Raw genomic sequence first — 26,979 nt, 5'->3', positions numbered from 1 at the left:
CCAGCTAGCGAAATGCTTCAATAAAGTCTTCTAATTGAATTTCAAGTTCTGCTAAGTGAACATCCTTGATAGCCAAAGCACTTACTTCTGGAAGTACTCCAAGCGTCAGTGAGGGTTGAGGGTTAAGCCCAATACCTGCTTTGCTACAAGCATAATCAACGAGTCTAGTGATAATGAGCAAAGTATTTTTAGTGTCAAAATTATCTTGGTGATGGTCTCGACTTACTTGACAAAATGCAGAGGGTAACTCCCAAGATTCCATGACTTGTGAGCCATATTTTGTATGTAATGTGTTGATTAACTCGATAATCACAGATTCAGTTAATTGAATAGACTTATTTTCGTGTAAAATGTCATCTAGTACTTTAAGTATTACTAAGCTACCAAGGTCGTGCAGTAAACCTATTAGAAAAGCCTGATCTTTAATATTTTTATAACCTGACTTAATTGCGATCCAATGGCATCCTCCCGCTGAAGCAGAGGCATGTTGCCATAATTTCAGCATTATTTTATTTAAAACGGGATGCTGCGCTTTAAACATTTGCTTTTGCGATGTCACCATCACAATGTTCAATACTTGTCGTGTACCTAATCGGACTAGCGCTTGTTGTATGCTTTCGAGTTTTGATAGACCAGAAAACATGGCAGAGTTGGCTACTCGTAAAACTTCACTGGCAAGTGCTGGATCTTTTAGAATTAGCGTTTCTACCTGTGCCATACTACAGTTTGTTGCGATAGCATTTTGTAATTTGATGGCAACTTGGTTAAATACCGGTAATTTAAAATTTTGATCTCTAGCTCTTTTTTCTATTTCTTCAGGAATAGAATTGAACCCCACCATTTTGACAATATATCCTTATGATTAAAATAATTTATAAAAAGTAATTTTGTCCTAACCGTCTAATTTCCTGCAAAGGACGAGGCTTTTCTACTCGTGGTAACATCCTTTGAACTTCTGTGAGTGTAGTCAAGCCGAGAGCCGCTTTGTCAATACCATCTTCCTGTAAGGTAATGAGTCCTGAAGTTTCAATACTTATGCGTCTTATTTCGAAAGAGGGTCTATTGGATAGGATGGCATCTTTTACGCGTTCATTGAGTACCAGTAACTCATAAATGCCAATTCGACCTTGATAACCTGTATAAGAGCAATTTTCACAACCACTGCCTGTACGAAAGTTTTCATTCTGAATATCGTTGGTCTGGAGGTTGAATCGTAGAAGTTCTTGCAGCGTTGGTTGGTAAGGTTGAGCACAATCTAAACATACCCGCCTCAATAATCGTTGTGCTAAAACAGAAATAACAGTTGAGCTGATAAGGAAAGACTCAATATTCATGTTCATAAGCCTTAACAAGCCACCAATGGTATCTTCTGTATGAAAGGTCGTAAGCACTTTATGACCAGTTAATGCGGCTTGAATGGCTGCTTCTGCTGAATGATTATCTCTGATTTCACCCAATACGATGACATCAGGGTCTTGTCGAACCATATGCCTGAGGGTTTCTTCAAAGGTTACACCAATTTTTGCATTGAGTGAGCATTGTGTAATGCCGTCTATGATGTACTCTACGGGTTCTTCAGCCGTAATAATACTCACTTCATTATTATTTAAATAATCAATACAACTGTATAATGTGGTGGTCTTACCAGAGCCTGTTGGCCCCGTGATTAACACGACACCTGTCGGTATATTGAGTGCATCCTGTTTGAATCTATCTAAAATGGCAGGAGCCATAGTTGTTTCATCGATATTTAAGAAAAGCGCTTTTCGCTTGAGTAGCCTTAGACAAATCTTTTCGCCATGTATGGAAATGTAAAATGAGCAACGGATATCAAGAACAGCGCCACTCGAGGGATCAGTAAATTCAAATTTACCATCTTGATGGCGACGACGTTCTGAAATATCGGCTTGACTAAGGACTTTAAGCCGTCCTATCAAGCTGGGTCCAATTTTTTTATCATAAGACTTAAAGAAAAAAAGGACACCGTCTCGACGAAACCTGACTCTAATTTTATCCTGTAAGCTTTCAATATGGATATCACTGGCATCTTGTTGGATCGCTGAATAGAGAATTTCTTCTACTTGATTAATGGTTCGTTGTTCTTCAGATAAAAGCGTATTAACCGTATTTTTCTTTTTGTAATATTTGAATTTGTTAATGGCTTCTTTTAACGCATCTTGACAACAAATGACGGGTGTTATCTTACAGTGAAAATTATTGGTGGCTACTTGTAATATTATTTTGTCGCTTGGGTCTAAGCATGCGATAAATACAGTATCTTCTTTTGTTTCTATCGGTATAAACTTATATTCGTCACACAGGTTGGGCTGTATGTCATTAAGAAGGGATTTATCAATTTTATTAAAGTCTGGCTCACAGTATTGGAAACCAAGTTGAGAAGAAAGAATCTGAATGAGTTTTTTCTCTTTTATATAGCGTTGTTCTATCAGTATTTCACCAATTTTCTTATGAACCTTTGGGTCTCTTTGAATACGCAATGCATTTTCTAACTGTTCAGTTGTAATATAACCAAGTTCAACTAATAAATCTCCAATACGCACTTGGAGGTTAATCTTTTGCAATACACTATTGAGCTGCTCTTCCGTAAAGTACTCGAGGGACAGCATGGTATTAAGTAGTGTTTTATTTTTTGCAAGCTTATTCTTTACCCGTTTTGCATGTAGAAACTGTTTTTCACTGATGAGTCCAGCTTTAATCAAGTGATGGCTAATGGTGGTGCCAGTATCCAGATTCATTCCATTGACTCTTATTCACAAAAAATTTAGTTTTGGTTAGCAATGTTTACATGCTTTTTTAATTGAAGTTTTTCTTGAATAAAATTTGAAATTAATAAGTACAGTTCATTATGTATTTCTTTTCGTGATTTTTTCTTGCCATCCATACAGACAAACGCTGCCCCCTCCTCTGCTAATATTGCTGGCGCTTTAGGTCGGCATTGTTGCATAAAGCTGAAATGTGATGCGTCAGCTATTTCCTGATAGATAATATTTGCTGAAAAATCGCTGATGTAGGGCTTAAAATGTGTTGAAGGAGGCAGGTTTTTATCCTGTTCTGCGCCAATGATTAAGCTCGGTACTTTGATATTGGTCAGAGAGTGACTCGTCATTGACTCGACAAAACCTGGTGCGATACTGATTGTTGCATTAATACGTTGGTCTGTTAATGGCTGTGAAGTTTGTGTGTAATACTGTTTATTAAATGTGTTAAACGTGGGTTTGAAATAGTTGCACGCTTTATCCTGATGGTGACTACAAAAATCAACATACTTATGCATATCCAGTTGGGCACCGGCTAGCGCTAATGCAGTATAACCACCTAATGAATAGCCAATCACTGCGATTTTTTCTTTATTAATAAAATTTCCATAGGTTGTTGTTTTCAACATACTGTCGATGATGAATGATACATCCTTGGGTTGGTTCCACATTTTAATCACAGAGTCAGGTGTTGCATTACCACTGGTATAGTCTGGATGATTGGCTGAAACGACAATAGCGCCTTCTTTGGCTAACTTGCTGGCTAACCAGGATAAGTTGCGCCAGTTTCCTGAAGTGCCGTGAACCATGATATATAAAGGTAGTTTTTGGGAGGAAATGGGGGCGTTTTCGATAGCTTCAAATCCCCAAAATGCTGTATTTTGAGCATAGGTTTTAGGGGTACTGGCTTCATTTGTCGGATATAAAATGTAAGTTGAAATTGTGCGGCTTCTGTTGTTATCTGTAAACTGTTTACTTTCAATACCTATTTGGCTAAGTGCTACTGCATGAAAGCTTAATAATAGCGTTAAAAAAATACTTTTTTTAAGCATACTTATTCTTCTTTAAAAGTGGATGAATTGTAAACGACTCAGAATGATATGCTGGACTTCAACCTAGTTTTTGTAAGGGTCTGCTGCGTCACGCAAGCCATCACCAAAGAAGTTAAAGGCTAGAATTACAATAATGACGGGTAAAACAGGAATCAACAACCAAGGATAAATGGCGACAACATTAATATTTTGGGCTTCACTCAGCAGAACTCCCCAACTGGTAATAGGTGGACGTAAACCCAATCCTAAAAATGACAGTGCAGTTTCACCTAATATCATCGCTGGGATGGATAAGGTCGCTGAGGCGATTAAGTGACTGGAAAATGAAGGTAATAAGTGCCAACGAATAATACGGCTGGTGTTGGCACCCATCAGTTGAGCGGCCATCGTGTAGTCTTCTTCACGTAAAGATAAAAATTTTGAGCGTACCGCTCGGGCTAGTCCCGTCCAATCCATCAACGCTAAAATAATTGTGATACCAAAGAATACCCAAATGGGACTCCAGGTCACAGGGATAATAGCTGACAGTGACATCCAGAGTGGTAACTCTGGAAATGAGCGAATCATTTCGATAACCCGCTGCACCACATTGTCAATCCAACCGCCATAGTAGCCTGCCAAGCTACCAAAGAAGATACCTAATACGATACTGATTGTAATGCCCACTAGGCCTATGGTCGTTGATATTCGAGCACCATAAATGATCCTTGAAAGCATGTCTCGCCCCAGTCGATCAGTACCAAGTATGAATAAGGTACTGCCTGGAGCAGGACAGACGAAGTGGACATTACTGGTAAATAAGCCCCAGAACTCATACTCATCACTACGGCAGAAAAAACGCAGAGGATAAACCTGGGTTTTATCTTCATGGTATACACGCTGTAACACTTCCATATCCAGTGTGTTGTACCAGCGATAGACAAAGGGACCAATGAACTCTCCTTCATGAAACCAGTGCACAGGCTGGGGGGGGGAGTAGATATGATCAGTATTACGCGAATGCAAATTGTAGGGGGCTAAAAACTCACAAATTAAAATTGAAACGTAGAGTAATACGATAAAGACACCACTCCAATACGCTAACTTATGCTGTTTAAATTTCCACCAGATTAACTGCCATTGTGAAGCCAGTAAAAACTTTTCCTGGGCTTTGGCTACCTGCTCCAGGGCATTGGGATCATAAGTTTCAATAGAAATGTAATGAGGATTTGCCGGGTTACGATTCATCGTGTGGCCCCCTCCCCTAAGCGAATCCGAGGATCGAGCACGGCTAATAGTAAGTCAGAGATCAGCACACCAATCACTGTTAGCATTGCCAGGAACATCAGAAACGAGCCAGCTAAATACATATCCTGGCTTTGTAAAGCGCTTAATAGCATAGGACCGGTGGTCGGTAGCGATAAAACCAGGGCAACGACTTCGGCGCCAGAGATAATACTGGGTAACATATTACCGATATCGGCAATAAAAAAGTTTAATGATACGCGGAATGGGTATTTTAATAGTAATCGGGTTTCACCCAGGCCCTTGGCTCGTCCAGTAACCACATAAGGTTTATTTAACTCATCAAGTAAATTAGCGCGAATACGACGAATCATCCCTGCGGTGCCTGAGGTACCAATAACGATAACGGGAATCCACAAGTGTTCTAACACAGAGACAAACTTATCCCAGCTCCAAGGCTGATTAATGAACTTCGCATCCATTAAACCGCCGATGGATGTCCCGAAGTACACATTTGCAAGATAAAGTAATACCAGCGCTAATAGGAAATTAGGTGTTGCCAGGCCTATAAACCCAATCAAGGTCAGACCATAGTCACCCCAGCTGTATTGATGGGTTGCTGAGTATAAGCCGATAGGAAAGGCAATAATCCAGGTGAATATAATAGTGACGGTTGACACTAGAATGGTCAGGTACATTCGGTCACCCACAACTTCTGTTACGGGCATGTTGTACTCAAAGGAGTAACCGAGATCTCCCTGGAAGAAGCCGGTAATCCAAGTGAAGTATTGCTCGGGCATTGATTTATCAAGCCCATACTGCTGACGCAGAAAAGCAATTTTTTGTTTATCAACAGACTCACCCTGACTTTGTAGTTCAGCAATATAGCTTTCCAGGTAGTCACCTGGCGGTAGCTGTATGATGGTGAACACGACAATACTGATAATTACCAGGGTCGGAATCATCAATATCAGTCGGCGAATAACATATGCCCACACGGATTTGGCCTCTTTGTTAAATTAACCTACCGTTGCTTGATTATTTGATAAGTCATTAATTCTGCTCATCGTTAAACCAAAAAGTATCAGGACGAAAAACACCAAAGTAGGCGCCTGGATCCCAGCTATACCACGCTTCCTTTGGCACATTCATTAAACGATTACTGACCACCACGGGCTGTAACACAGCAGTGACGGTACCTATGGTGTAGACCTGATCAGCGTAAGTCTTCAAGATTTTTTTCCACAGTTCAGTACGTTGTTTTCGGCTGTCAGCGTTAATCCATTTTTTGTGTAATTCTGCGAGTTTTAGTAAATCTGGTAAGTCTGGGGGATCACCTTGTCCTGTTTCATAATACTTACCCCACTGGGACCATTGATACTGCTCTTGCATGCTTGGGCAGAGTTCTCGAGGACTCATCTGGGCGGTGGGTAAGGCATTATCCAGTCCTTCCCAAACAGACATTAACGCTTCACCCGAAAATATCCGATTACGAAATACTTCTCGTTGTGACGGACGAGAGTGTAATTTAATACCAATGGCCTGCCAGTGATCATTAATTAACTCAAGCACATCAGTCTGTTCCGTTGACTCTCCGGCTGTGTGTACCACTATTTCCATTGGGCGTCCGTCGGGTAGTAATCGTATGCCATTATCATTGCGTGCAGTAAGCCCCATATCATTTAACAATTGGTTAGCCAGTTTGGGGTCATACTGAGTCCAGGCTGAGCTTAGTTCGGGAGTGTATAAGGTGCTACTGGGTAAGATGGTATTACCACCTTCCAAGGCAAGGCCGTAATATACTACCTGGTTGATTTCATGACGGTTAATGGCGAGCGAAAGTGCGCGTCGAAAGCGAACATCTTGCATGACTTTCGCCCAGGCGGGGTCATTAGCATTCAGGTTTGGATAGATCGCGACTTGTGAGCCTCGGGCATTTTTCCAAAAGCGTACTTGATAGTTGCCCTGCTTTTCTCCGGCCTTTAAGAATGTGTAATTATCCAGACGTAGATAGCGGCCTTGTAAATCACTATCTCCGGCACGTGCTTTGGCAGGGATTAAGCCACTACTCGCAATATTTATAATGATCTTATCTATATAGGGTAATTGCTGGCCTTTCTCATCAATACGGTGGTAGTAAGGATTACGTTCAAAAATAAACCGGTCAGACGGTCCCTTGGTTTTTATCACCCAAGGCTGCAGTGAGGGTAACTTTGGATTTTCCTGTTTATAGAGATTGCTTCGCTTATGATGTAGTCCCTGCCAGTTCCGTTTGCCTGCTTTTTCAACCAGCAAGTCGAGCGTTTCCTTTTGGGTGTAACGGGGGTGGAATTGCTTGAGATAATGGGCTGGCATATAGATAAATAAAGGGCTGGGTGCCGCTAAAGCCGTTAAAAACTTAGGGTTGGGGTCTGCCCATTCATAACGCACAGCATGCTTATCAATCACCGTAAACTTGGGAGGTTTACCATTGACCATCAGCTGAATGGGAGGGCCAAAGGGCGATAACTTTTTATTGAGTGCGACATCTTCCCAGTAGTAACGAAAATCTTCACTGGTAAAGGGTTCGCCGTCTGACCAGCGATGTCCTGGTCGGAGGTAAAGTGTGAAGATACGGTCTTCTTTAATATCAATCCCTTGCAGGATATCAGGTACCAGCTCGAAATCCTGGTTATATGCCACCAGACGAGCATAACCATAAACCGTCATCATTCGTATGTCTTTATTTTTAGCCATGAGGGTACGCAGGGTTCCCCCTGGCTTACCCTGCTTATAGGGCGCTTTAAATGTGACGACGGCGGGAATGTCAGGCAAGCGGTCGTTGGCCAGTAGACTACAGGTGAAAATCAGGGAGATGAAAAAACAGCTTAGCGTGCAGGTCAGATGCAGGTTGAACTGATAAGGATGAAAGTGTGGATGCTGATGATTGCTGCTCATATCAGTCACTCACCGTGCACATCCGGACAAAATGTTGATCACTGATCTCCACTAACGCATTGGGAATATGAGGAGATAAGGTGTAGGGAGCAGGCCAATATTCGGGCTGTGATAATGGGGTGACCATATGCTCAAAATCAAGCCGTGCATTGAGGTCGGGTACAGGGACTGCTTCCATTAAGGCCTGGGTATAAGGGTGTTGTGGGTTATAAAATAAATCTTTGGTGGGTGCTATTTCTACCAACTGGCCTCGACACATCACGGCGATTCGGTCTGCTATGTAATCCACAACGGCCAGGTTATGGCTGATAAACAAATACGTAAGTTGTAGCTGGGCTTGTAAGTCTTTCAAAAGGTTGAGGATTTGTGCTTGTACAGAAACATCCAATGCTGACACGGGTTCATCTAAAATTAAAAAGTCGGGTGCCAGAGCCAAGGCCCGTGCGATGCTGATACGTTGTCGTTGCCCTCCTGAAAAGCTGTGGGGGTAACGGTTGAGTAAGGCTGGATCAAGTCCTACCAGGCTCATTAAGTCTTTGACTCGGTTTTCCCGATACTTAGCATCGCCAAGTTGGTGAATGCAAAATGGTTCACTGAGAATTTCCCGAATGGTCATACGCGGGCTGAGAGCACTGTAGGGGTCCTGAAAAACCAGCTGCATTTTGGTACGAAACTGTTGTAATTGACTACCTTGTATGGCTCTCAGGTCTGTTATCTGGCCTCGATCATTGTATTGAATCTGGCCAGTGGTCGGTGAAATAGCCTGCATGACGAGTTTGGAGATAGTGGACTTACCGCAGCCACTCTCTCCTACCAGACCAACACACTCACCTACCCCAATATCCAGTGAAAAATCCAGAACGGCTTTTATTTCCTGTTTTGGCCCGCGACGTAACCAGCCCTGCTTGCGAGTAACATAAATTTTGCTGAGTTCTTTGATGCTAAGGTGTGGACCTGCTTGTTTCGCTTCTTCTGACCAGGGCTCAAAAGACCCCGCTACCTGCTCTACCGAATTTTCAATGCCGCGGATAGGAATAAGGCGCTCATCCGGCTGCATACCAAACCGGGGAATCGCTGTGAAGAGTGAGCGAAGGTATTTATGCTGAGGATGTAGAAAAATATTGCTGACAGGGCCGCGTTCAACGACCTGCCCGTGATACATAACCACCACTTCATCTGCCATGTTAGCAACAACACCCAAATCATGGGTGATTAACAGAATAGCCATATTTAATTCTTGCTGTAATCGCTTCATCAGCTTCAGAATCTGCATTTGTACAGTGACATCTAATGCTGTGGTGGGCTCGTCAGCAATCAATATGACGGGGTGACAAATCAACGCCATAGCAATCATCGCCCGTTGGCGTAATCCACCCGAAAGCTCAAAAGGATATAGATTCATTGCCTGTTCGGAATTACGGAAGCCGACCAGTGATAACATTTCCCGGGTGAGTCGAAGGCCTTCTTTTCGGCTGATATTACGATGGAGAAATAGGGCTTCACTGACTTGGTTGCCAATCGTGTGCATGGCTGACATTGACACCATGGGTTCCTGGAAAATCATGGAAATTTTTCCACCACGAATGGTGCGCAGCTCTGGTCCTCGGCGAGTAAGTTGAGCAATATCTATTGCGGCGGTAGTAGGGTGTTCTTGCAGTAGAATTTGTCCACTGCTGATATAACCATTGCTTGGCAAAATTCCCAGAATAGCCTGTGCTGTAACCGATTTTCCTGACCCAGACTCGCCAACCAAAGCAATGGTTGAGCCATGACGAAGATTAAAGGAAATGCCTTTGACGGCATTAAATACGCCACCAGGCAGTTGAAAATCAACACAAAGATTTTGCACAGACAACAGAAAGGTTTCTTCCTTGGTATTTTGTGCTTCATGTGCTGTTTCTGCCGTTGCCTCGCTCAATCAGCCCCCCTTTAAATGTTGTCACGCTGTAATCAAAAAGGAAAAGAATAGTTATACCAAAGCACATCCTGAAAAATAATTGATTCAGAGAATAGATTAGGCGATTACTGTGGTATTTGTGAAACTATCATGCATTTCTTCTTAGTCTTTTACATATAAGTTATGTCATAACGATGATGAGGCCGTAAGAAAACCTTAATGCATAATATATGACTGTATTTTTAATGATGTTACAAAATTAATCGAGTTATTATCTATATAGCCGACAGTAAGCGGGTATATTGTTATAAATTAGTTTTCGATAGGTTGTTTGGTTAAAGGAAAAAAACACCGATCACTCCAAAAACCAAATAGATGTTGTCCATTAACGGTGTGTTCCACGCTAAGCGCAATGAGCTGATAGAAAACATTTCGGTGTAATCGGGCCCATAAATTATCTCTTATTTCAACATAAGGTATTTCTTCACCCTTCAGTCCCGTATGAATTTTCCAGCCAGTGAGAGTGGATAATTGACAACAGTCACCCGTTTGAGTGGTCAGATTAATATACTGAATAGCATTGTGTACTTGATTGTCCATAATGACGGCAATAAATGGCACGTCTTCGACTTCGATTGTTAACTTTTCAACGGGGGTGACCAACACATATCCTTGCCCTTCTCGTCGTAACACGCGAGAAAACAGCCGAACCAGGGCTGGACGCTGAATAGGGCTGTCTCGGTAGTACCAAGTGCCATGCCAGTCAATTCGCATATCACTGTCACCACACAGTGAGGGGGTCCACCGATTAACGGGAAGTGGTGTGGGTTGTTGTAAGCCTTGTTGGATGTTGGCAGCAATAGCGTCTGGATTTAAACGATTAAACTCCGTCATTCATACCTCATTTCTGTCCGTGTCACTCATGGTCAACCCACGTTAAAAGTTTACATTTTCGCTGTTTTTACGAAAAAAACACTATTTTTAGCGGTACTCTTTTGTTGCTCATGGTATTGATGTGTTTCCTTAAGGGTTATTAATAAGTACCTTTGGGAATAGGCGATGATAAGCTGCGGGCCAGTGATACCAGAGGTGCTTCAAACAACTCATCAGGTTTGTCATTTAAAAAGGTCAGTCGGCCACTTTGTCCTAATACTTCCACTGTATCAACAATTTGCCCTGAGCCTAGTTCAACAATACTGACTTGCCCCCGTATCTGATCCCTACCTACCCGGCGAATATCCTCCGTTTCTTCCCACTCAATCCAGTTACCCACCAGGTCATCGACAAAGAGAAGCTGGGTAAAAATTAAGTAGTTAGCGTGTTGTTGTCGTGCTTCTTGCTGTGCCTTGGCAAATTGAAGTTCCTTAGTCGCAAGATGTGTGTAAGGAAAATAGCGCTTAAATGCAGCCGTAGTGGCTAAGGCAAACCGCTTAGCATAATCGGGTTGATGATGGTCAACAGGGGGGGATTTGTCTGCAATAACCACTATTCGTGCATTATTCGGTAAAACCCAATTTGATGTGCGTTGTTGTTCATGGTTATCGATGATTCCAATATCTTTAAAATACCGCTGGGTTTCTGAGGCAATGTCACTTGGCATACAACCGCTAAGCAGCATTACGACAACCCACAGTATGATAGACCAGAGTATATTTGCTGATGGCTCATTTTGCTGATTTGTGTATTGCCTCATCTGCACTCCCCCTGATAGGTGGGTTATGAATCACTTGTTCACTACCAATGCGTTACCTGGCAACTTTTCGCCACATGAAAAGTATTTGTTACCTTTCTTTTACTGCAGCAAAAACTGTGCCCAAACAGAAAAATCAAACGTTCAATGAAGTGGTTCAGGAGTGTATGAGGTGTTTATCAACACGATAAATATAAACTGAATGATGTGTAGTAAACACTTTGAAAAAATGTTTACTCAGGTGTATTCATTAAAAATTCAGGCGACACCTGGTTTCAACCTAATAGCCTAACAGGTTTCAGGATGTACTACAGGTGTCGGTTATTCTTAAAGACTTTTATAGCCAATAATTGGCTTATTAAGTCACTGGCTCTTCGGCCTCCTGTGTTAAAGGGTTAGTCACAAGTGCGGGTTCTGGCTGGGGAGAGGTTTCTATGGTCTCCTCCGCTTTTTGCACACGAGGCTTAGCTTGTCCGCGATTACCCATACGCACGCCAATGTCCATCATAAAGCGGAAAAATTCTTCCTTATCATGAATGACATTTTGCCAAAACGTGGAGTGATGTATGGCAACCATACCGTGGACCAATGCCCAGGCTGCACAGTAATGGTAGTACGGAGGCACATCCTCTAAAGCACCATCTGTTATCCTTTGCTGAATAATTTCACTTAGCCGTGAGAAATTTGAGGCACGGATTTTATGAAGCTGCTGAAATAATTCAGGGTGAGGATTTCGACGGCTTAGTTTTTGTTCCAAACGATCAAACAGATAATACTTCTCTGGATGACGCATGCGGTATTCAAAATAGGCACGAGGCAGAGCATCTTTGTCCTTGGTTACGGCATCGGACTGAATCAGGTCTGCTAACTCCTGTTCGTAGTCCAACATCAGTCGTAAATAGATTTCTGCTTTGGAACGAAAATGTTTATAGATCGTTCCTTTGCCAATACCAACGGCATCAGCAATCATTTCGACAGTGACGTTATCTTCGCCTTTCTCCAGGAAAAGAGTCAAAGCTGTAGTTAGAATTTCCTCTTCGCGTTGCCTAAAGTCGCGCTGTTTTCTTGATGTTATAGTCATAAGCTGCACCGTAGTTGAGCAACACCATTGTTATTATTGCTGTTTACTTATGGCATTTAATACATACTATTGTGAGGTCGACCGGCAAGAAGTATGCCGTATAAAGGTTTTTATTTGCCACATCCTTTGTGAAAATACATCAGTTTAGGCCTGTTTTCTATACCAAATGGAATAACTGATATTATTTAATTTGATTTCAGCAACTGAAGTAAAGGTAAAATTATGTCGCAATGGAGTCATGAATTTCCACTTGATGAGTCTTTATGTTATCTCAATCATGCCGCAGTAGCCCCATGGCCCATGCGTGCTACACGGGCGGTAGAACACTTTGCACAGGAAAACAGCCGGCTAGGTGCGACTCACTATCCTAGTTGGGTAAAAACAGAAACCCGGCTGAGAAAATTATTAGCAGAATTAATTAACGCGCCTTCTGTCCAGGATATTGCTTTGCTCAAAAATACATCAGAAGCATTATCTGTAGTTGCCTATGGACTCTCTTGGCAAGCGGGTGACAACGTTGTTATCACTGATCAAGAGTTTCCTTCAAATCGAATTGTATGGGAATCGTTACAGGACCAAGGTGTTGAGGTTCGAGCGGTTGCCTTAACAGGAGAGAATCCTGAGGCAGATTTACAGGCGGCCTGTGATGAGCGAACACGAATTATGTCGGTGAGTTCTGTGCAGTATGCCTCTGGGTTTAAGCTTGCTTTAGCAACCTTAGGCGAATTTTGTCAGCAGCAGGCTATTTTATTCTGTGTGGATGCCATTCAAAGCCTGGGCGCTCTGGAGTTTGATGTGCAGGAAATCCAGGCAGACTTTGTCATGGCGGATGGTCATAAATGGTTATTAGGGCCTGAGGGGCTTGCGGTTTTTTATAGTTCACCTAACGGTCGAGATCAGTTAAAGGTGCTGCAGTATGGTTGGCATATGGTAGAGCATATGGGTGACTATACCCGTGATGACTGGTCCATTGCCAAAAGTGCACGTCGCTTTGAGTGTGGTAGTCCAAATATGCTGGGCACCCATGCACTGGTTGCCAGTGTTGAGTTGTTGCTGGAAGTTGAGATGCACCGTGTTGAAGCACAGTTGCTCCATAATGTTGATTATTTACAACGGGCTTTGGCTGCTCTACCAGGCGTCAAACTGCTCAGTGAGACCCGTGAAGGCCGATATGGGGGAATTGTTACATTTGATGTACCAGGTAAGGATACTGAGGCGATGTACGCTAAGCTTAATGAACAGGGTGTTATTTGTGCTCATCGTGGCGGGGGGATTCGTTTATCACCTCATTTTTATACACCGCAGAGTATATTAGACAAAGCTATGGCCTATATTGAAGGCTTGTTATAACGCCTGACAACCTAATTGTACGTTGGCGATTTATGGGGAAAATACTGCACTGGCTCACTCGGTGGTTAATGCGTAGGCCTTCTGATAAAGGGTTACTGTTGTGTGACTTTGAGCGGATACGTTATGAGTTAAAACCCTGTGATGTCATCTTGGTTGAAGGCCGATCACGCATTGCTGAAGTGATTCGACGGATTACGCAAAGTCCGTGGTCACATGCAGCAATGTATATTGGCCGATTACATGACATTGAAGATGCTAATGTCCGTGAGCAGGTTGTATTAAACTGTAATTGTTCTCCTGACACCCAGCTGATTATTGAAAGTGAGCTGGGGTTAGGGACTGTAGTCCGCCCTATTACCGTCTATGAGGATGACCATTTACGGGTATGCCGGCCACGAGGTCTTAAATACAAAGATGCTCAGGAAGTCATTGCCTATGCCGTGAGCAAGCTGGGGCATCACTATGATGTCCGACAGATTGTGGACCTTGCGCGTTTTTTCTTACCGTGGAGTTTTATTCCGCGTCGATGGCGCTCCAGTCTGTTTGCTAAAGCCCCAGGTCCAACGACTAAGACTGTGTGTTCGACGATGATTGCTGAAGCTTTTGGGCGGGTCCAGTTTCCCATTCTTCCATTAGTAAAAGCGAATGATGATAATGGTCGGGTACGTTTATTTATGCGTAATCCCAAGCTGTGTACCCCCAGTGACTTCGATTACTCTCCTTACTTTAAAATATTAAAGTATCCTTTTCTGGACTACAGCTATCACGCCAGTTATCGCCTCTTACCCTGGCATGGGGATGTGTTGTTAGATGATGAAGAAGCGGATTACTATTTACAGGAACATACCGTGGTGGCGAAGACAAAAGACATAGCATCTGGCCGCTCAAAAAAGCAACCAAGTCCATCTGAGTCATCAACTTTTTCTACAAATTCACAAAACAAGATTGAGTCACTTAGCACCGGCGCTGTATCACCTTCCTCTCCATCTAATGAAAATAAATCTCATAAAAATAAGCCTCACCCCAAACATGAAGTCCCAAACAGTGATGAGTTGCAGTCTGGTAAGCTCAGTCGTCACCCAGGAGACATTTACCGAGATGAGTAGAGGGTATTGTTAGTGATCAATACCGCTGTGACACATTGTAACTCTTACCTCAATTTTCACCTCAAAGGTATGCTTACATTCTTTTTAGGGGAGAGATTTAGCCGAAGTTAGATTGCTGAACAGTAAGCTATAACTCACGGACAAAGGGATATCCCTTCTTATGCGAAAAGAGTTTAAGAAATAGTGGAGGATTTTTCGATGTACATAATACTTAGAGTACTGATGTGATTTATTCCCCCTAACAAATCGCATCAGTCTGGGTCATTCGTGACCTTGGTACGTAGGATTGTGTACCTTTGTTTCACTCCTAATGGTCTTTTCAAACCCGATTTCTTCCCCCAGGATTCGGGTTTTTTTTTGCCTATCTTTTTATCAATCTAAGTGATTTAGTTTGAGTATAGATATAACTCGTAATAATTCTATTTTATTTCTGTAATTTATTCGGTGGGTGTGGACGCAGGTGTTGACCAGGGCAAGATAGGCACAGCAGAGACACTGTTTTTAGGTGAGCCTTCAATCACTTTATCGCTATAGGTCAGGTAAATAACAACATGACGCTTGGAATCATAAAATCTGACGACCTGCATTGTTTTAAAAAGAACTGAGGTGCGTTTTTTGAACACTTGCTCGCCATCGTTTTTCCCACTTTTTATGGCTGGAGGAACAATAATGGGGCCGACTTGCCGACAAGCAAGTGATGCATCAGAGGTGTCTTCTGCAAGGCCGAGTGAACCTTTTATGCCGCCTCTTTTCGCACGACTTAAATAGCAGGTAATGTTGGCAATATCGGGGTCATCAAAGGCTTCAACGACGATTTTGTCATTAGCGCCTAATAACTTAAACACAGTACTGACTTCACCAATTTGTTCGGCCTGGCTGGTGGTTGTGAACAACATACTGCTGAGGCCCAAGCCAATCATATAGCGCCAGCGTGGGTTTAACATTGCAATTCTCCTTGACGTTTAAGTTCATGAATGAGGTGGTTTAGCGTGTCTATAGCCTCTTCACTACATTGCAGCATATGTGCACTACTGGACTTTACCTTTTGAGTTTCATCCAATTGTTGGCATATATGGCGGACATGCTCCAAAGCTGTGTTATGGCGAATAGGAAGACTGATGAAGATATGCCATTCACTCATCTCAAGTTGTTGGTTAATGGCTCGTTGCAGAATAGTAACCACCTGTTGTTTACTGACTCGGTAATGAGGGGTGCGTAATCGTGCCAATAAATAAAATAAGCTGCCAAGTATGAGTACACAAATCAGTAAAGTAATCAGGAATAAATAACTCATCAGGCTGACTTTGAGGTTATGTGTTTAAGAAGAATATCGCGTGCCTGATTGAGTTTGCTGGCTAAATAACTACTTCCCCCTTTATCGGGATGAATACTGTGCATAAGGTGCCGATGAGCATTGATGATTTCATCACGATGGGCTGAAATGGAAACACCTAAGATTTGTGCAGCTTCTTCAAGGCTCATTTCCGTGTGAAAGCCTTGCTTTTGCTCACTTTGCTGTTGATAAGCCTGCCATTCATCATGGCGCATCTTCCGCAAGTAGGTTTCTAGCAGTTGGCGGCTATCTGCATCATGCTCCGGACAAGCATTATATAGCTCAGCAATCGCTTCAATGGGCAGGCTGGACAGCATTTTCTGTGCATAGCAACCCGTTAGAACAGTCCCATCAATGGTGCCTGAGGCATGATCCAGAATCATCCGCAGTCGTTCAGTGGTAACTTCTGACTGAGATGATGAAGGCTGTTGGCGACGCTTAAACCAGTCTGCAACTTGTTTAATTTGCTGCCATGAGCCAAGCAGTGATCCAAACCGACGAGCAAAGGGGATCATTGCTGCGAGTAAGGCGAACAAAGCATGAATCCGACCGGAAATCACTAATCCAAAAAGGATGGCTACAGCCAAAGCAATAAGCCCTTTCTTTTGCCATTGTTGCTGAAGTGCGGGAGGTAAACGGCGGTATTTCCAGCCTATCCACAGTAATGCTAGCAGCCCTAAAATAAGCAAAATTCGCACAGCAAAGTCCTTGATGGGTTATTAATTTAGGCTGGTTAACACTATTATGTTTTGTAATAACAATTCAATACCTAACGTAGTTGTCGTTCTAATAAGGCAACCACTTCAGGGTGTTTGGCTCGTAATTTAGTTAACGCGGTGAAGCCACCAACGGCATAAACGGCCACGGCTGTCAGGAGGGTCTGTAACTGGCCAGCACTGTTTTGGTCAAACTGACAGTGCGCCCCATCGGATAACCTGGCTAATTGAGCAAAGCCTTGGCTGGCATGGGCGTCATGCCCTTCCTGAAAGATAAATAATGGTACACTTTTGAGCTTTAATTGGCCTGCGAGCTCAGCCAGTGCATCAATAGGTTCTTCTAAACAGTCACCGACAAATACAAGCGCTTGCAATGGTCCCTGTTGAGTGAGTGCCAGTCCATGTTGTAACACACGGCCTATTTGCGTTTGGCCTCCTAAACACTGCACCTTCAGCATTTCTGCTAATAAAGACTGCGTTTCCGTAAACCAGGGTGAAGTATGGAATGCGCGGTAGCCATGGTAATAACAAAGCTGAATGGCCAGCTTGCCGAGTTCAGCTGTTTCTAAAAACATTTGTCCTTGGAGTTGACAGGCCATGTCCCAGGTAGGTTGTCGGCTTGCTGTTGCATCAATAGCAAACAGCAACCGGCCTTGTGTTGATGGTTTGCTATGGGTTGGTAGCTGTTCCGCCTGTGCTAAAAAGTCAGCAACAGCGGTTGTCTTGGTTTGGCTGGGTAGTTTTCCGTGATCAGTCATGGTTATTTTTCTGTGGAGTGTTCTGTCTGTAAGTGACTTTTGTTGAGTGTAGCGAATTCATCTCAACGCATATCACTTACAGACATTAACGTCAGTTTATGTAACTAACAAATCACCACATTGACGGCTAAGCCACCCAAAGCTGTTTCTTTATACTTGCTTTGCATATCTTTGCCGGTTTCATACATGGTTTTGATAACATCATCCAGTGATACACGGTGAGTGCCATCTCCGCGAATAGCCAAGCGTGCGGCATTAATGGCTTTGATAGCCCCCATGGTATTGCGTTCAATACAAGGGATTTGCACTAATCCACCAATAGGGTCACAGGTCATGCCCAGGCTATGTTCCATACCAATCTCAGCGGCATTCTCGACCTGTCTGACGGTACCCCCCAGTACTGCAGCTAAGGCACCAGCAGCCATTGAGCTGGCAACACCAATTTCCCCCTGGCAACCGACTTCAGCGGCGGAGATAGAGGCATTCTGTTTGTAGAGAATGCCAATGGCTGCAGCTGTTAGAAGAAATTCATACATTCCTTTCAAATCAGCACCATGCACAAACCGCATGTAGTAAGCCAGCACGGCTGGAATAACCCCAGCTGCCCCATTGGTAGGCGCCGTAACAACTCGTCCACCCGCCGCATTTTCTTCATTGACTGCTAAGGCAAAGAGGCTGACCCAGTCCATGAGGGTTAATGGGTCGCGAAGACCTGCTTCTGGTTTAGTAAGCAGGTTTTGATAAATATCGGCCGCACGTCGAGGAACCCCTAAGCCTCCAGGAAGTTGGCCTTTAGTACGACAACCACGCTCAATACACTCAGCCATCACTGACCAAATATCCTGCAGGCGTTCTTCTACCAGGCGTTCACTTTCATGAAGTGCAATTTCATTCGCCATCATCAGCTCAGCGATAGTTAGCTCATGCTCTTCACACTGCTTGAGTAGCGCTTGAGCTGAGTCAAATGGATAAGGCACTGTTTGGCTGTCACTCTCAGTGTTATCAGCACTGAGTTCTTCCTCACTGAGTACGAAACCACCACCAACTGAAAAGTAGGTGCCCTGCCCTATTGTTTCTCCTTTAGCATTTATTGCCAGTAATGTCATGCCATTGGGGTGAGCAGGTAAAAACTCATTGTTATGAAATTGCAGGTCTTGTTCTGGATTGAAGGTGATTAAGTGAGTGCCGCCCAGCAGCAATTTATGCTGCTGATGTATTTCATTCACTTGTTGGGCAGCCAGTTGTGGGTCAACCCGCTCCGGGCGATGGCCAATTAAACCCATGATTACTGCTGTGTCTGTCGCGTGACCTTTACCGGTTAATGCTAATGAGCCATACAGGTGAACCTTTATGGTTCGCACGTGATAAAGGTCTTCACCTAGTGATTCTAGAAAACGGTTTACCGCAACCATTGGTCCAACGGTATGCGAGCTAGAAGGACCTACACCAATTTTAAACAGGTCAAATACACTTAATGCCATAGTCGATATCGTCTTAATGTTAGTATTCTAATTACCATGTTGGCAGGAAAAACGCTCGTTTTACAACTGCTTAGACAACTCAAAGTGCACAGTTGGTGACTGAGTTAAAGATTAGTCATGTTATTAGCATAGACCTCATTATTACTACTTAGAGGCGGAGAGGACTATAAGTGCAGTCATTGGCTGCACTTACAGGGTATGTGTAGGGTGTCTATTCGGTAGCAATGGCTTTTAACGTCGCCACGAGTAAATCCCAAAAGCGCTGAACACTGTGAATGTTAACCTTTTCATCAGGAGAATGAGGAAAACGAATGGTTGGTCCAAAGGAGATCATATCCCAGTGAGGGTAAACCGCTGCCAGTAAACCACACTCCAAACCGGCATGAATGACTTTGATTTCAGGCTTAACCTCAAATAAGCGTTGATGTACGCCAATCATGGTTTGCAGCACTGAGGATTGCATGTTTGGCTGCCAGCCAGGATAGGCACCTTCAAAGCGGATGGAGGCTCCCGCTAAGCGAAAGGTGTTAGCGACAGCATGGGCCAGTGCCTGCCCTGCACTATCGATCAAACTCCGAGCCAGGCTGGCGACATGGATATTACCCTCTTCAACCGTGATGACGCCGAGGTTCGTCGAGCTTTCAACAACCCCTTGCACTGTGTCGCTCATTCGTAAAACACCGTTGGGACAAGCACTCAGTGCATGGCATAGTGTCGCCTGGCTTGTTTCTGGCATGAGCTGAGCCACAGAGTCTATTTCTGTCAAAGTGAGCTGTACGTTTGGCTCAGCATGTTGTAACTCATTGCTCAATATAGCTTGCTGATTTGCCAGCCACTCTTTTAGTTGAATAACTGAATGGTTTGGACAGGCCAGCTTGATAAACGCTTCCCTCGGAATAGCATTACGTAATGAGCCACCTTGTATATGATTGATGCGGAGAGGTAATGCTGCCTGTTCTGCGTCACACAGTAAGCGCGCCATGAGTTTGTTGGCATTGGCACGGCCGAGATGGATATCGACACCTGAGTGACCACCTTTAAGCCCTGTTATCGCTAATTCAAAGCTTTGATAATCAATGGGGGTTGGCTCAGGGCTGTATGTCCAATCCGCACAGATATCGACACCACCAGCACAGCCCAGATACAGTTCCCCTTCATCTTCAGAATCTAGGTTCAACAAGATACTGCCCTGAAGTTGTCCTGGTTCGAGGCCCATAGCACCCGTCATGCCACTTTCTTCATCAATCGTAAACAGCGCTTCTATGGGGCCATATTGTAAGTGGTTTGACTCTAATACGGCAAGAATGGCAGAAACACCAATACCATTATCTGCCCCCAGTGTCGTGTTTTCTGCGGTAACCCAGTCCCCTTCTATATAGGCATTAATGGGGTCTTTAGTAAAGTCATGCTGGGTTACACTGTTTTTTTGCGGCACCATATCCAGATGGGCTTGCAACACAACACCGGGTGAGTGCTCAAAGCCTGCTGTTGCAGGTTTACGGATGATTAGATTTCCTACTTGATCTCGAGTAACCGTCAGTCCTAGGTCAGTAGCCCAGTGCTGAATATATTCAGCAAGTTGCGCTTCATAGCCTGAAGGATGAGGAATTGAGCAAATCTTAGCAAAGTGTTGCCAGAGCGATGAAGGTTGAAGATCGGTTAACTGTTGTGCATTCATATACTGCCTTTCAACAAATTCTTAGCGGGTGATTAGCTACTCAATAAATGACTTTTATGTATCCAATGGCGGTGAAAATATGAAGCAAAACCAGGGGGATGAGATTCTGGATCCCGGAATGATACGACATGCGAAGTACAACACCCTAGCCATGGAGACAGGTATTTTATACGAATACGTTGGTCAAAAGGAGTATTTCTTAGATATTCAATGGAAATACTAAGCTTTTCATTTTCCTCAAGAGGAGTGTCAGCTGTTGTTGGCTGTGCAAACACAGTGGCTATGAAGGACGTTGGCAGTGTGCTACAAGTGATGAGCGTGGTCAGAAATTGGCGGCGTAACATAATCAAATCCTACTTAATCTGATAAAACCAAATGCCTTACTTTGGATATCATGGGGTAACGGGATATACTTCCCGGTTCCATGTAATAACCTATGAATGATGCTGATAGTTTATACTGCTTTATACATTTAGATATTTCTGTATTACTCAAATCTTAATCTTAAATTTTTTTGTGTGAGTAATACTTAGACGTTTATTTAGTTTGGATTGTTGAACGCTGATAGGGGAAGTAAGACAATTGTTAGTATGAGTCTGATGCGATTTTTACGCAGTGTGTGTTGTGGTTTACTCGTGGTGTCTGGTTACCTGCAGGCTGCCCATGCACCACTTACCGTGATTGTCGCAACACCTAAATACGTGGCAAGGACATTTTTACGCTGGCAGCAGAACGAACCCTGTCAACAGGTTAAGCATTATTCATCACCTTATGCTAATCGTGGCACTGTGGAGTTGATCATAATATGCCGAGCACTTTATGAAGCGGGTCTTAACTTTAATTTGGATTTGTTAGAAGTGCCTAACTATTCACGCGCGTTGTTAGATGTCAAATCTGGGCGAGCGATGATCTCGGCAGAAACAGTATGGGATCAGGAAATTACTGAAGAGTTTCATGTCTCTAAGTTGATTATTCCATCAACAAAATTTGTAAAAGGCATTTATGTTCGGTCTGGAGATAATCGTCTTAACAATGTGCGAAGCATTGATGATTTAAGAAAATTTCGTGGGGTTATGGTTAAAAACTGGATTATTGACTGGTACACAATGGAAAATATGAATTTAACTATGTTTCCAGTTAACTCCATAGAGTCTCTTTACTACATGATTGAATCAGAGCGTGCAGATTATACCTTGTTTGAATTTAATCAGACTGTTCATCAAGCTCGACGTGTTAAACATATCCAATTGCAAATTGTTCCTGGAATAAAAATCAGGCTGGAAGGTGAACGTTTTTTTGTCGTCAGTAAAAAAGCAAAATATGCTGATCTGGTTTTTTCTTTCCTGCAACAAGGTTTAGATGTTCTACAAAAAAATGGAGAAATACATCGCGCTTACCGGGAATCTGGTTTTTTTAATCCGGTTATGGATGATTGGACCTTGTTAAATCCGTGATGGTTTTCTGTTATACCTAATGCGAAAGGTATCGTTATTTTCTTGCTCTCCTCTCACGTTGTTTCCTCGTGCCACCCTGTTAAAATGGTCATTGTTTTGTCATATTTATTGCCTGATTGTACTCGGCAACACTTTAAGTGCGTTGCACTTCCTGGTTGATTTCGCGTTGTATCAAATAATTTGTAAGTAATAAGATCAACAAAATAAACTGTGAAGCTGTTAAATGTTATTTGTGTTCAATATGGAACTATATGTCTATTGCTGAAAGTTACTCAACGAACTGGAACAAAATGAATTGAAACAGAACGAAATCAAACAAAAGGAGAGGTCAAAAATATGTTGAGAGCTTGGTTATGTCTCCATAATAAAGGGGCGTAATGTGTTATCTATCAAGAGACCTCTAAAAATGCACTTTTTTAGGGGTACCCTCAAGGAAAAATTATAATAACTACGAAGTAAACAGATAATTATAAAAATAAAATAAACTTGGATTGATCCTGTTTTGATGATTTTTTTGTCTCTGCCAATAATGGTTGTTTTTTGTGATTGCTTTGGCAGTATGGATGCGCGTAAAAAATTATTTTTTTGTTAAATATAAATTTGTTACTAATTAAATGCTTTGTAAATATCCGTAAATAAAGGGTGTCAAGCACTCTATTTGCAGTGTTAAAGCATTTATGCAGGGGAATATAATGAAGTATAGAAGTAGCACACTTATTTTAGTGGGTGCTGCTGTGTCCAGTACTTTTTTTACGCTACCGTCATGGTCAGCAGAAAAAATAAATCTGGAGTATAGCCCATTAACACAGGCTATTCGTAGCTCAGCACCAATCCACGAAATCTTACAGTTAAGCTCAGCAAAAGATGCTGTGATCATTCGTTCGATTAGCACTGCAGATCAGCAGCAAAAGCATCGTTATCAACAGTACTATGAAGGTGTACCTGTTTATGGCTATAGCTTTGTCGCGAGTGAAAGCAGCGCAGGTCAGTTTAGTGATTTTTCTGGCGAGTTACTCGTCGCCCTGGATGAACATAATTTGGAAGTAACCCCTGGTTTAACTGAAGCACAAGCATTACAAGTTGCGGTTGAACAGTCGGGGCATACAGGCTTAATACAGGATAAAATTGAGCATAATAATAAAAAGTTATGGATTTATGCTGAAGACGTTACTAATCCCCGTTTAGTGTATGAAGTGAGTTATTTTACTCACACCGCATCGGGTGAACCTACTCGTCCTTTCTTTATTATTGATGCTCATACTGGTGAGGTTCTTGATCATTGGGAAGGACTTAACCATCAGCAGGCCACAGGCCCTGGCGGTAATAAAAAATCGGGTAAATACCAGTATGGTACTGATCATGGGCCTTTAGAGGTCGATGCGCAGTGTCGTATGAGTACGACGAATGTTGAAACGGTTGACATGAAACACCAGGAAAGTGGTGGTCAGGTTTTTCAGTTTAACTGTCCTGAAAATAACTATAAAGAAATTAATGGTGGTTATTCACCTTTAAATGATGCGCATTATTTTGGCGGTGTTGTGTTTAAACTTTATAAAGACTGGTTTAATACACAACCACTGACGCATAAATTAAGAATGCGGGCACATTATAAACAAAACTATGACAATGCAATTTGGGATGGACAGCAAATGTCATTTGGTGACGGTGGTAGTATGTTCTATCCCCTCACCTCCCTGGATGTAGCCGCTCATGAAGTGAGTCATGGATTCACTCAGCAAAATTCAGGGCTGGCATATCGTGGACAGTCAGGTGGTATCAATGAAGCTTTTTCCGACATGGCGGGTGAAGCGGCTGAGTTTTACATGTTCAAGAAAAACGACTGGTTAGTGGGCGGTACGATTACCAAGAATCAGGAAGCGCTACGTTTTTTCGAACAACCGAGTAAAGATGGTGTGTCAATTGATCATGCCAACCAATACCGAGAAGGTATGGATGTCCATAATTCAAGTGGCGTATTTAATCGAGCATTTTATACATTAGCGACCTCCAATGGTTGGGACATTAAAAAAGCATTTGAAGTTATGGTCGTTGCCAACCAGATGTACTGGAAGCAAAACAGTGATTTTGAGCAAGCCGCCTGTGGTGTTGTAAAAGCGGCAAAGGATAAAGGTTATCCTGAAGCGGATGTTATTGCTGCATTTGGTGTCGTTGGTTTAGGGAAAAGTTGTGGTGGTAATCCCGGTGAGCCACCAGGTCCAGGCCCCCAACCACCTAACCCAAATCCTAACCCAAGACCACCAGGACCTAATCCCCAACCCCCAGGACCTAACCCAGAGCCACCCTGTATTCCTCCTGGTGGACCGAATATGCCGCCCGGAGGGCCTAACATGCCTCCAGGTGGGCCATGGCCTCCAATGCCTCCTGGTGGGCCCAATATGCCACCCGGAGGACCTAACATGCCCCCAGGTGGACCTTGGCCTCCGATGCCTCCTGGCGGACCCAATATGCCACCCGGGGGACCTAACATGCCTCCTGGCGGACCTTGGCCTCCGATGCCTCCTGGCGGACCCAATATGCCGCCCGGAGGACCTAACATGCCCCCAGGTGGACCCAACATGCCTCCTGGTTGGCCGCAAGTAGACTCTGAGGGGCAACAGGTGGATGAGCAGGCCATGTGGCCAGGCCGCCCTGGTCGTCCAGGAAGACCAGGTAGACCAGGACGCCCTGGAAGACCTGGCAAACCAGGTGGTCCTGGTAATCCATGTGTTCCACCCGGAGGACCTAATATTCCACCTGGTGATCCAAATGAACCACCAGGAGGTCCTTGGCCGCCCATGCCTCCAGGCGGACCTGGTGGACCTGGCGGTCCAGGAACTCCCCCTGGCGGACCCAATATGCCCCCAGGTGGACCTTGGCCTCCTGCGCCTCCAGGAGGACCGAATATGCCACCCGGAGGGCCAAACATGCCACCTCCTACAGGTCCATGGCCTCCAGGTCCTCCTGGGAGTGATTGGCCAGTGAATGGACAAGCAGAGGAAAGTGCTTCGCAACAAACTGACGCTGAATAATTTATCTAGCGTGTTTTGAAGGAAAGAATGTCACCTTGGTAAGGGAGTGCTAAGGTGACAACTGTATTGATTAAGCCGTGACCAATTTCGCCAGGTTTTTGGCTGATGAGGCAATCGCGGAAGGTTTTTTAGCAATAAAACCCGCTGCCAAATCGGTTAATGCTGAGGCTAATTGAATGATCTCGCTTACACGGTTTAATGTACGGATTTTTTCTTTGGCTTGCTGAATAGTGCTATTAAGTTCGGCAATGGACGTAGAGAGTGAGTCAATGGCTAAGTCTACAGCAACAGTTGTCGTAAATGTTGAAATACGCATTAATGTTTTAAAGGACTCATTTAAGCACTCATACTCAGAACGGGAAATGCAATTAAAATGTTCTTCTAAGTAAGTGTCGATCGCTTGAGCTGCATCTAAAAAATCATCCGCCAGTGCACGGGCCTGGTCTGTCGATATGGCCATTTTTACTCCCTCCCTGATTTCTTAATAAAAAATATCTAACTTATTTTGGGTGTTAATCAGTGATTATTTTCGCTTTAATGGTTTAATGTAGAATAACCTTAATGTGTTTGCGCATTGTTCTGGCAAAACCATAAAGCTCTTTACTGAGTTCGACAATGTCAAGCTGTTCGCGGTTGTTATAAAGTTCTTGATGGCCCTTTGCTATCGCATCTAGAATGTTTAAATAGGCATCAATGGCTTTCTGTCTTTTCATATTTTCAGTTAACCGAAATTCCTTCCATTCTAATAATGCGACTTTTGCTGCCTGGGAATATCGTTTTTGTTCTAATAAACTATGGTAGTAGCGTTTGATCGATAACTTTTCGATGCGTAAATCTCGCCGAAAATCTTGATCAATAATAGTACGGAGTTCCCCTTTCATGATTTGCTGAAGAGGCTCATTGGCTTTGGTGATCACCTCTTTGACTTGTTGCGCTTGATAGCCTCGTGCTGCGGCTTCAAGGAGCGTATTAACAATACCGCTAGCAGCTTGCTGAGTATTGGTAGATAAGTGTGTATCGAGCTTGCTTAATGACTGGGAAAATGATTGAACGTCATTTGTGTAGTTGATTGTGCTATCAGCTGATAATGTAGCTAAGGAAGACATATAGTCGGCAATAACTGTTAGCAACTGTTGTAAAAGCTGAGCCTGCATGGTTCGTTTTTTTATTTGATTGACCCAGTGAGGGCCTGGATCATAACGCTGTAGTCGCTGAGGGGTATCAGCATAGGTTGTGACAATTTCACTGTATTGAACGGCATTCAGTGATGTTTGAGACCACTCATGAACGGCTGTCAGGTTAATACAGGCTACGAGTAATAAGCAGGTACTGGTGATACAAAAGGTATGAAACCATCCTTGGGTTCGCTGCATGACAATCCCTATAAGCGTCTAAAAAAGATAAGAAATGTGATTA

The 26,979-nt window shown here is 43.3% G+C and carries 23 protein-coding genes; 4 read left to right on the top strand and 19 right to left on the bottom strand.

Annotated features, from left to right (window positions below):
* Positions 1-4 precede the first annotated feature (4 nt).
* The 10 genes from ACQ96U_RS06705 to ACQ96U_RS06660 all read right to left on the bottom strand — a co-directional run bounded on the left by ACQ96U_RS06705 (position 5) and on the right by ACQ96U_RS06660 (position 12,658).
* Positions 5-841: an HDOD domain-containing protein gene (locus ACQ96U_RS06705; protein ID WP_431720470.1), complete on the bottom strand. Its 837-nt coding sequence runs from the start codon at positions 839-841 to the stop codon at positions 5-7.
* 31 nt (positions 842-872) lie between these two features.
* Positions 873-2,756: a GspE/PulE family protein gene (locus tag ACQ96U_RS06700; protein ID WP_431720469.1), complete on the bottom strand. Its 1,884-nt coding sequence runs from the start codon at positions 2,754-2,756 to the stop codon at positions 873-875.
* 26 nt (positions 2,757-2,782) lie between these two features.
* Positions 2,783-3,829 carry an alpha/beta hydrolase family protein gene (locus ACQ96U_RS06695; RefSeq protein WP_431720468.1) on the bottom strand — a complete coding sequence of 349 codons (1,047 nt, stop codon included), beginning with the start codon at positions 3,827-3,829 and terminating at the stop codon, positions 2,783-2,785.
* Between the two features lie 63 nt (positions 3,830-3,892).
* On the bottom strand, positions 3,893-5,056 hold the full coding sequence (locus ACQ96U_RS06690; protein ID WP_431720467.1) for an ABC transporter permease: 1,164 nt from the start codon (positions 5,054-5,056) through the stop codon (positions 3,893-3,895).
* Positions 5,053-6,051 (bottom strand): ABC transporter permease, encoded by a 999-nt coding sequence (locus ACQ96U_RS06685; RefSeq protein WP_431720466.1) that lies wholly within the window; start codon positions 6,049-6,051, stop codon positions 5,053-5,055. Before ACQ96U_RS06685 ends, ACQ96U_RS06690 begins: the two co-directional genes overlap by 4 nt.
* 55 nt (positions 6,052-6,106) lie before the next feature.
* The gene (locus tag ACQ96U_RS06680; protein WP_431720465.1) at positions 6,107-7,990 is read right to left on the bottom strand and encodes an ABC transporter substrate-binding protein; all 1,884 of its coding nucleotides are present in this window, start codon (positions 7,988-7,990) and stop codon (positions 6,107-6,109) included.
* A gap of 1 nt (position 7,991) precedes the next feature.
* Positions 7,992-9,908: an ABC transporter ATP-binding protein gene (locus ACQ96U_RS06675; protein ID WP_431720464.1), complete on the bottom strand. Its 1,917-nt coding sequence runs from the start codon at positions 9,906-9,908 to the stop codon at positions 7,992-7,994.
* Between the two features lie 291 nt (positions 9,909-10,199).
* Positions 10,200-10,781, bottom strand: a complete 582-nt coding sequence (locus ACQ96U_RS06670) for a DUF1285 domain-containing protein (protein ID WP_431720463.1) — start codon at positions 10,779-10,781, stop codon at positions 10,200-10,202.
* A 139-nt stretch (positions 10,782-10,920) separates the two neighbouring features.
* Positions 10,921-11,580: a DUF4823 domain-containing protein gene (locus ACQ96U_RS06665; protein WP_431720462.1), complete on the bottom strand. Its 660-nt coding sequence runs from the start codon at positions 11,578-11,580 to the stop codon at positions 10,921-10,923.
* A gap of 355 nt (positions 11,581-11,935) precedes the next feature.
* Positions 11,936-12,658, bottom strand: coding sequence for a TetR/AcrR family transcriptional regulator (locus tag ACQ96U_RS06660; RefSeq protein WP_431720461.1), 723 nt, complete (start codon positions 12,656-12,658; stop codon positions 11,936-11,938).
* Between the two features lie 222 nt (positions 12,659-12,880).
* On the opposite strand from ACQ96U_RS06660, the gene ACQ96U_RS06655 reads away from it, so the two are divergent.
* A complete protein-coding gene (locus ACQ96U_RS06655) occupies positions 12,881-14,008 on the top strand; it encodes an aminotransferase class V-fold PLP-dependent enzyme (protein WP_431720460.1) in 1,128 nt (375 codons plus the stop codon).
* Between the two features lie 32 nt (positions 14,009-14,040).
* A complete protein-coding gene (locus ACQ96U_RS06650) occupies positions 14,041-15,114 on the top strand; it encodes a YiiX/YebB-like N1pC/P60 family cysteine hydrolase (protein WP_431720459.1) in 1,074 nt (357 codons plus the stop codon).
* 437 nt (positions 15,115-15,551) lie between these two features.
* On the opposite strand, the gene creA is transcribed toward ACQ96U_RS06650, so the two are convergent.
* The 7 genes from creA to ACQ96U_RS06615 form a co-directional block, all read right to left on the bottom strand.
* Entirely contained in the window at positions 15,552-16,058 is a 507-nt protein-coding gene (gene creA / locus ACQ96U_RS06645; RefSeq protein ID WP_431720458.1) for a protein CreA, read from the bottom strand.
* Positions 16,052-16,408 carry a hypothetical protein gene (locus ACQ96U_RS06640; protein ID WP_431720457.1) on the bottom strand — a complete coding sequence of 119 codons (357 nt, stop codon included), beginning with the start codon at positions 16,406-16,408 and terminating at the stop codon, positions 16,052-16,054. The genes creA and ACQ96U_RS06640 overlap by 7 nt, the downstream gene beginning before the upstream one ends.
* Positions 16,408-17,145 carry a molecular chaperone DnaJ gene (locus ACQ96U_RS06635; protein WP_431720456.1) on the bottom strand — a complete coding sequence of 246 codons (738 nt, stop codon included), beginning with the start codon at positions 17,143-17,145 and terminating at the stop codon, positions 16,408-16,410. Before ACQ96U_RS06635 ends, ACQ96U_RS06640 begins: the two co-directional genes overlap by 1 nt.
* A 71-nt stretch (positions 17,146-17,216) precedes the next feature.
* Positions 17,217-17,921 carry a VWA domain-containing protein gene (locus tag ACQ96U_RS06630; RefSeq protein WP_431720455.1) on the bottom strand — a complete coding sequence of 235 codons (705 nt, stop codon included), beginning with the start codon at positions 17,919-17,921 and terminating at the stop codon, positions 17,217-17,219.
* Between the two features lie 104 nt (positions 17,922-18,025).
* Entirely contained in the window at positions 18,026-19,402 is a 1,377-nt protein-coding gene (locus ACQ96U_RS06625; RefSeq protein ID WP_431720454.1) for an L-serine ammonia-lyase, read from the bottom strand.
* Positions 19,403-19,613: 211 nt separating this feature from the next.
* Positions 19,614-21,080, bottom strand: a complete 1,467-nt coding sequence (locus ACQ96U_RS06620; protein WP_431720453.1) for an aminoacyl-histidine dipeptidase — start codon at positions 21,078-21,080, stop codon at positions 19,614-19,616.
* Positions 21,081-21,112: 32 nt separating this feature from the next.
* Entirely contained in the window at positions 21,113-21,424 is a 312-nt protein-coding gene (locus ACQ96U_RS06615; RefSeq protein ID WP_431720452.1) for a hypothetical protein, read from the bottom strand.
* 246 nt (positions 21,425-21,670) lie between these two features.
* Between ACQ96U_RS06615 and ACQ96U_RS06610 the strand changes: the two genes are divergently transcribed.
* Together ACQ96U_RS06610 and ACQ96U_RS06605 are read left to right on the top strand one after the other, a co-directional pair.
* Entirely contained in the window at positions 21,671-22,534 is an 864-nt protein-coding gene (locus ACQ96U_RS06610; RefSeq protein WP_431720451.1) for a hypothetical protein, read from the top strand.
* A gap of 692 nt (positions 22,535-23,226) precedes the next feature.
* Entirely contained in the window at positions 23,227-25,563 is a 2,337-nt protein-coding gene (locus ACQ96U_RS06605; RefSeq protein ID WP_431720450.1) for a M4 family metallopeptidase, read from the top strand.
* Between the two features lie 70 nt (positions 25,564-25,633).
* Here the strand turns inward: ACQ96U_RS06605 and ACQ96U_RS06600 are convergent, their stop codons facing one another.
* Together ACQ96U_RS06600 and ACQ96U_RS06595 are read right to left on the bottom strand one after the other, a co-directional pair.
* A complete protein-coding gene (locus tag ACQ96U_RS06600) occupies positions 25,634-26,023 on the bottom strand; it encodes a hypothetical protein (protein ID WP_431720449.1) in 390 nt (129 codons plus the stop codon).
* Between the two features lie 82 nt (positions 26,024-26,105).
* Positions 26,106-26,936: a hypothetical protein gene (locus ACQ96U_RS06595; RefSeq protein ID WP_431720448.1), complete on the bottom strand. Its 831-nt coding sequence runs from the start codon at positions 26,934-26,936 to the stop codon at positions 26,106-26,108.
* Between the last annotated feature and the right edge of the window lie 43 nt (positions 26,937-26,979).

Source organism: Zooshikella sp. RANM57 (assembly GCF_050749885.1).
Taxonomy (GTDB): Bacteria; Pseudomonadota; Gammaproteobacteria; order Pseudomonadales; family Zooshikellaceae; genus Zooshikella.
The sequence above is the reverse complement of the archived record's forward strand: the minus strand, read 5'-3'. Positions and strand labels throughout refer to the sequence as shown.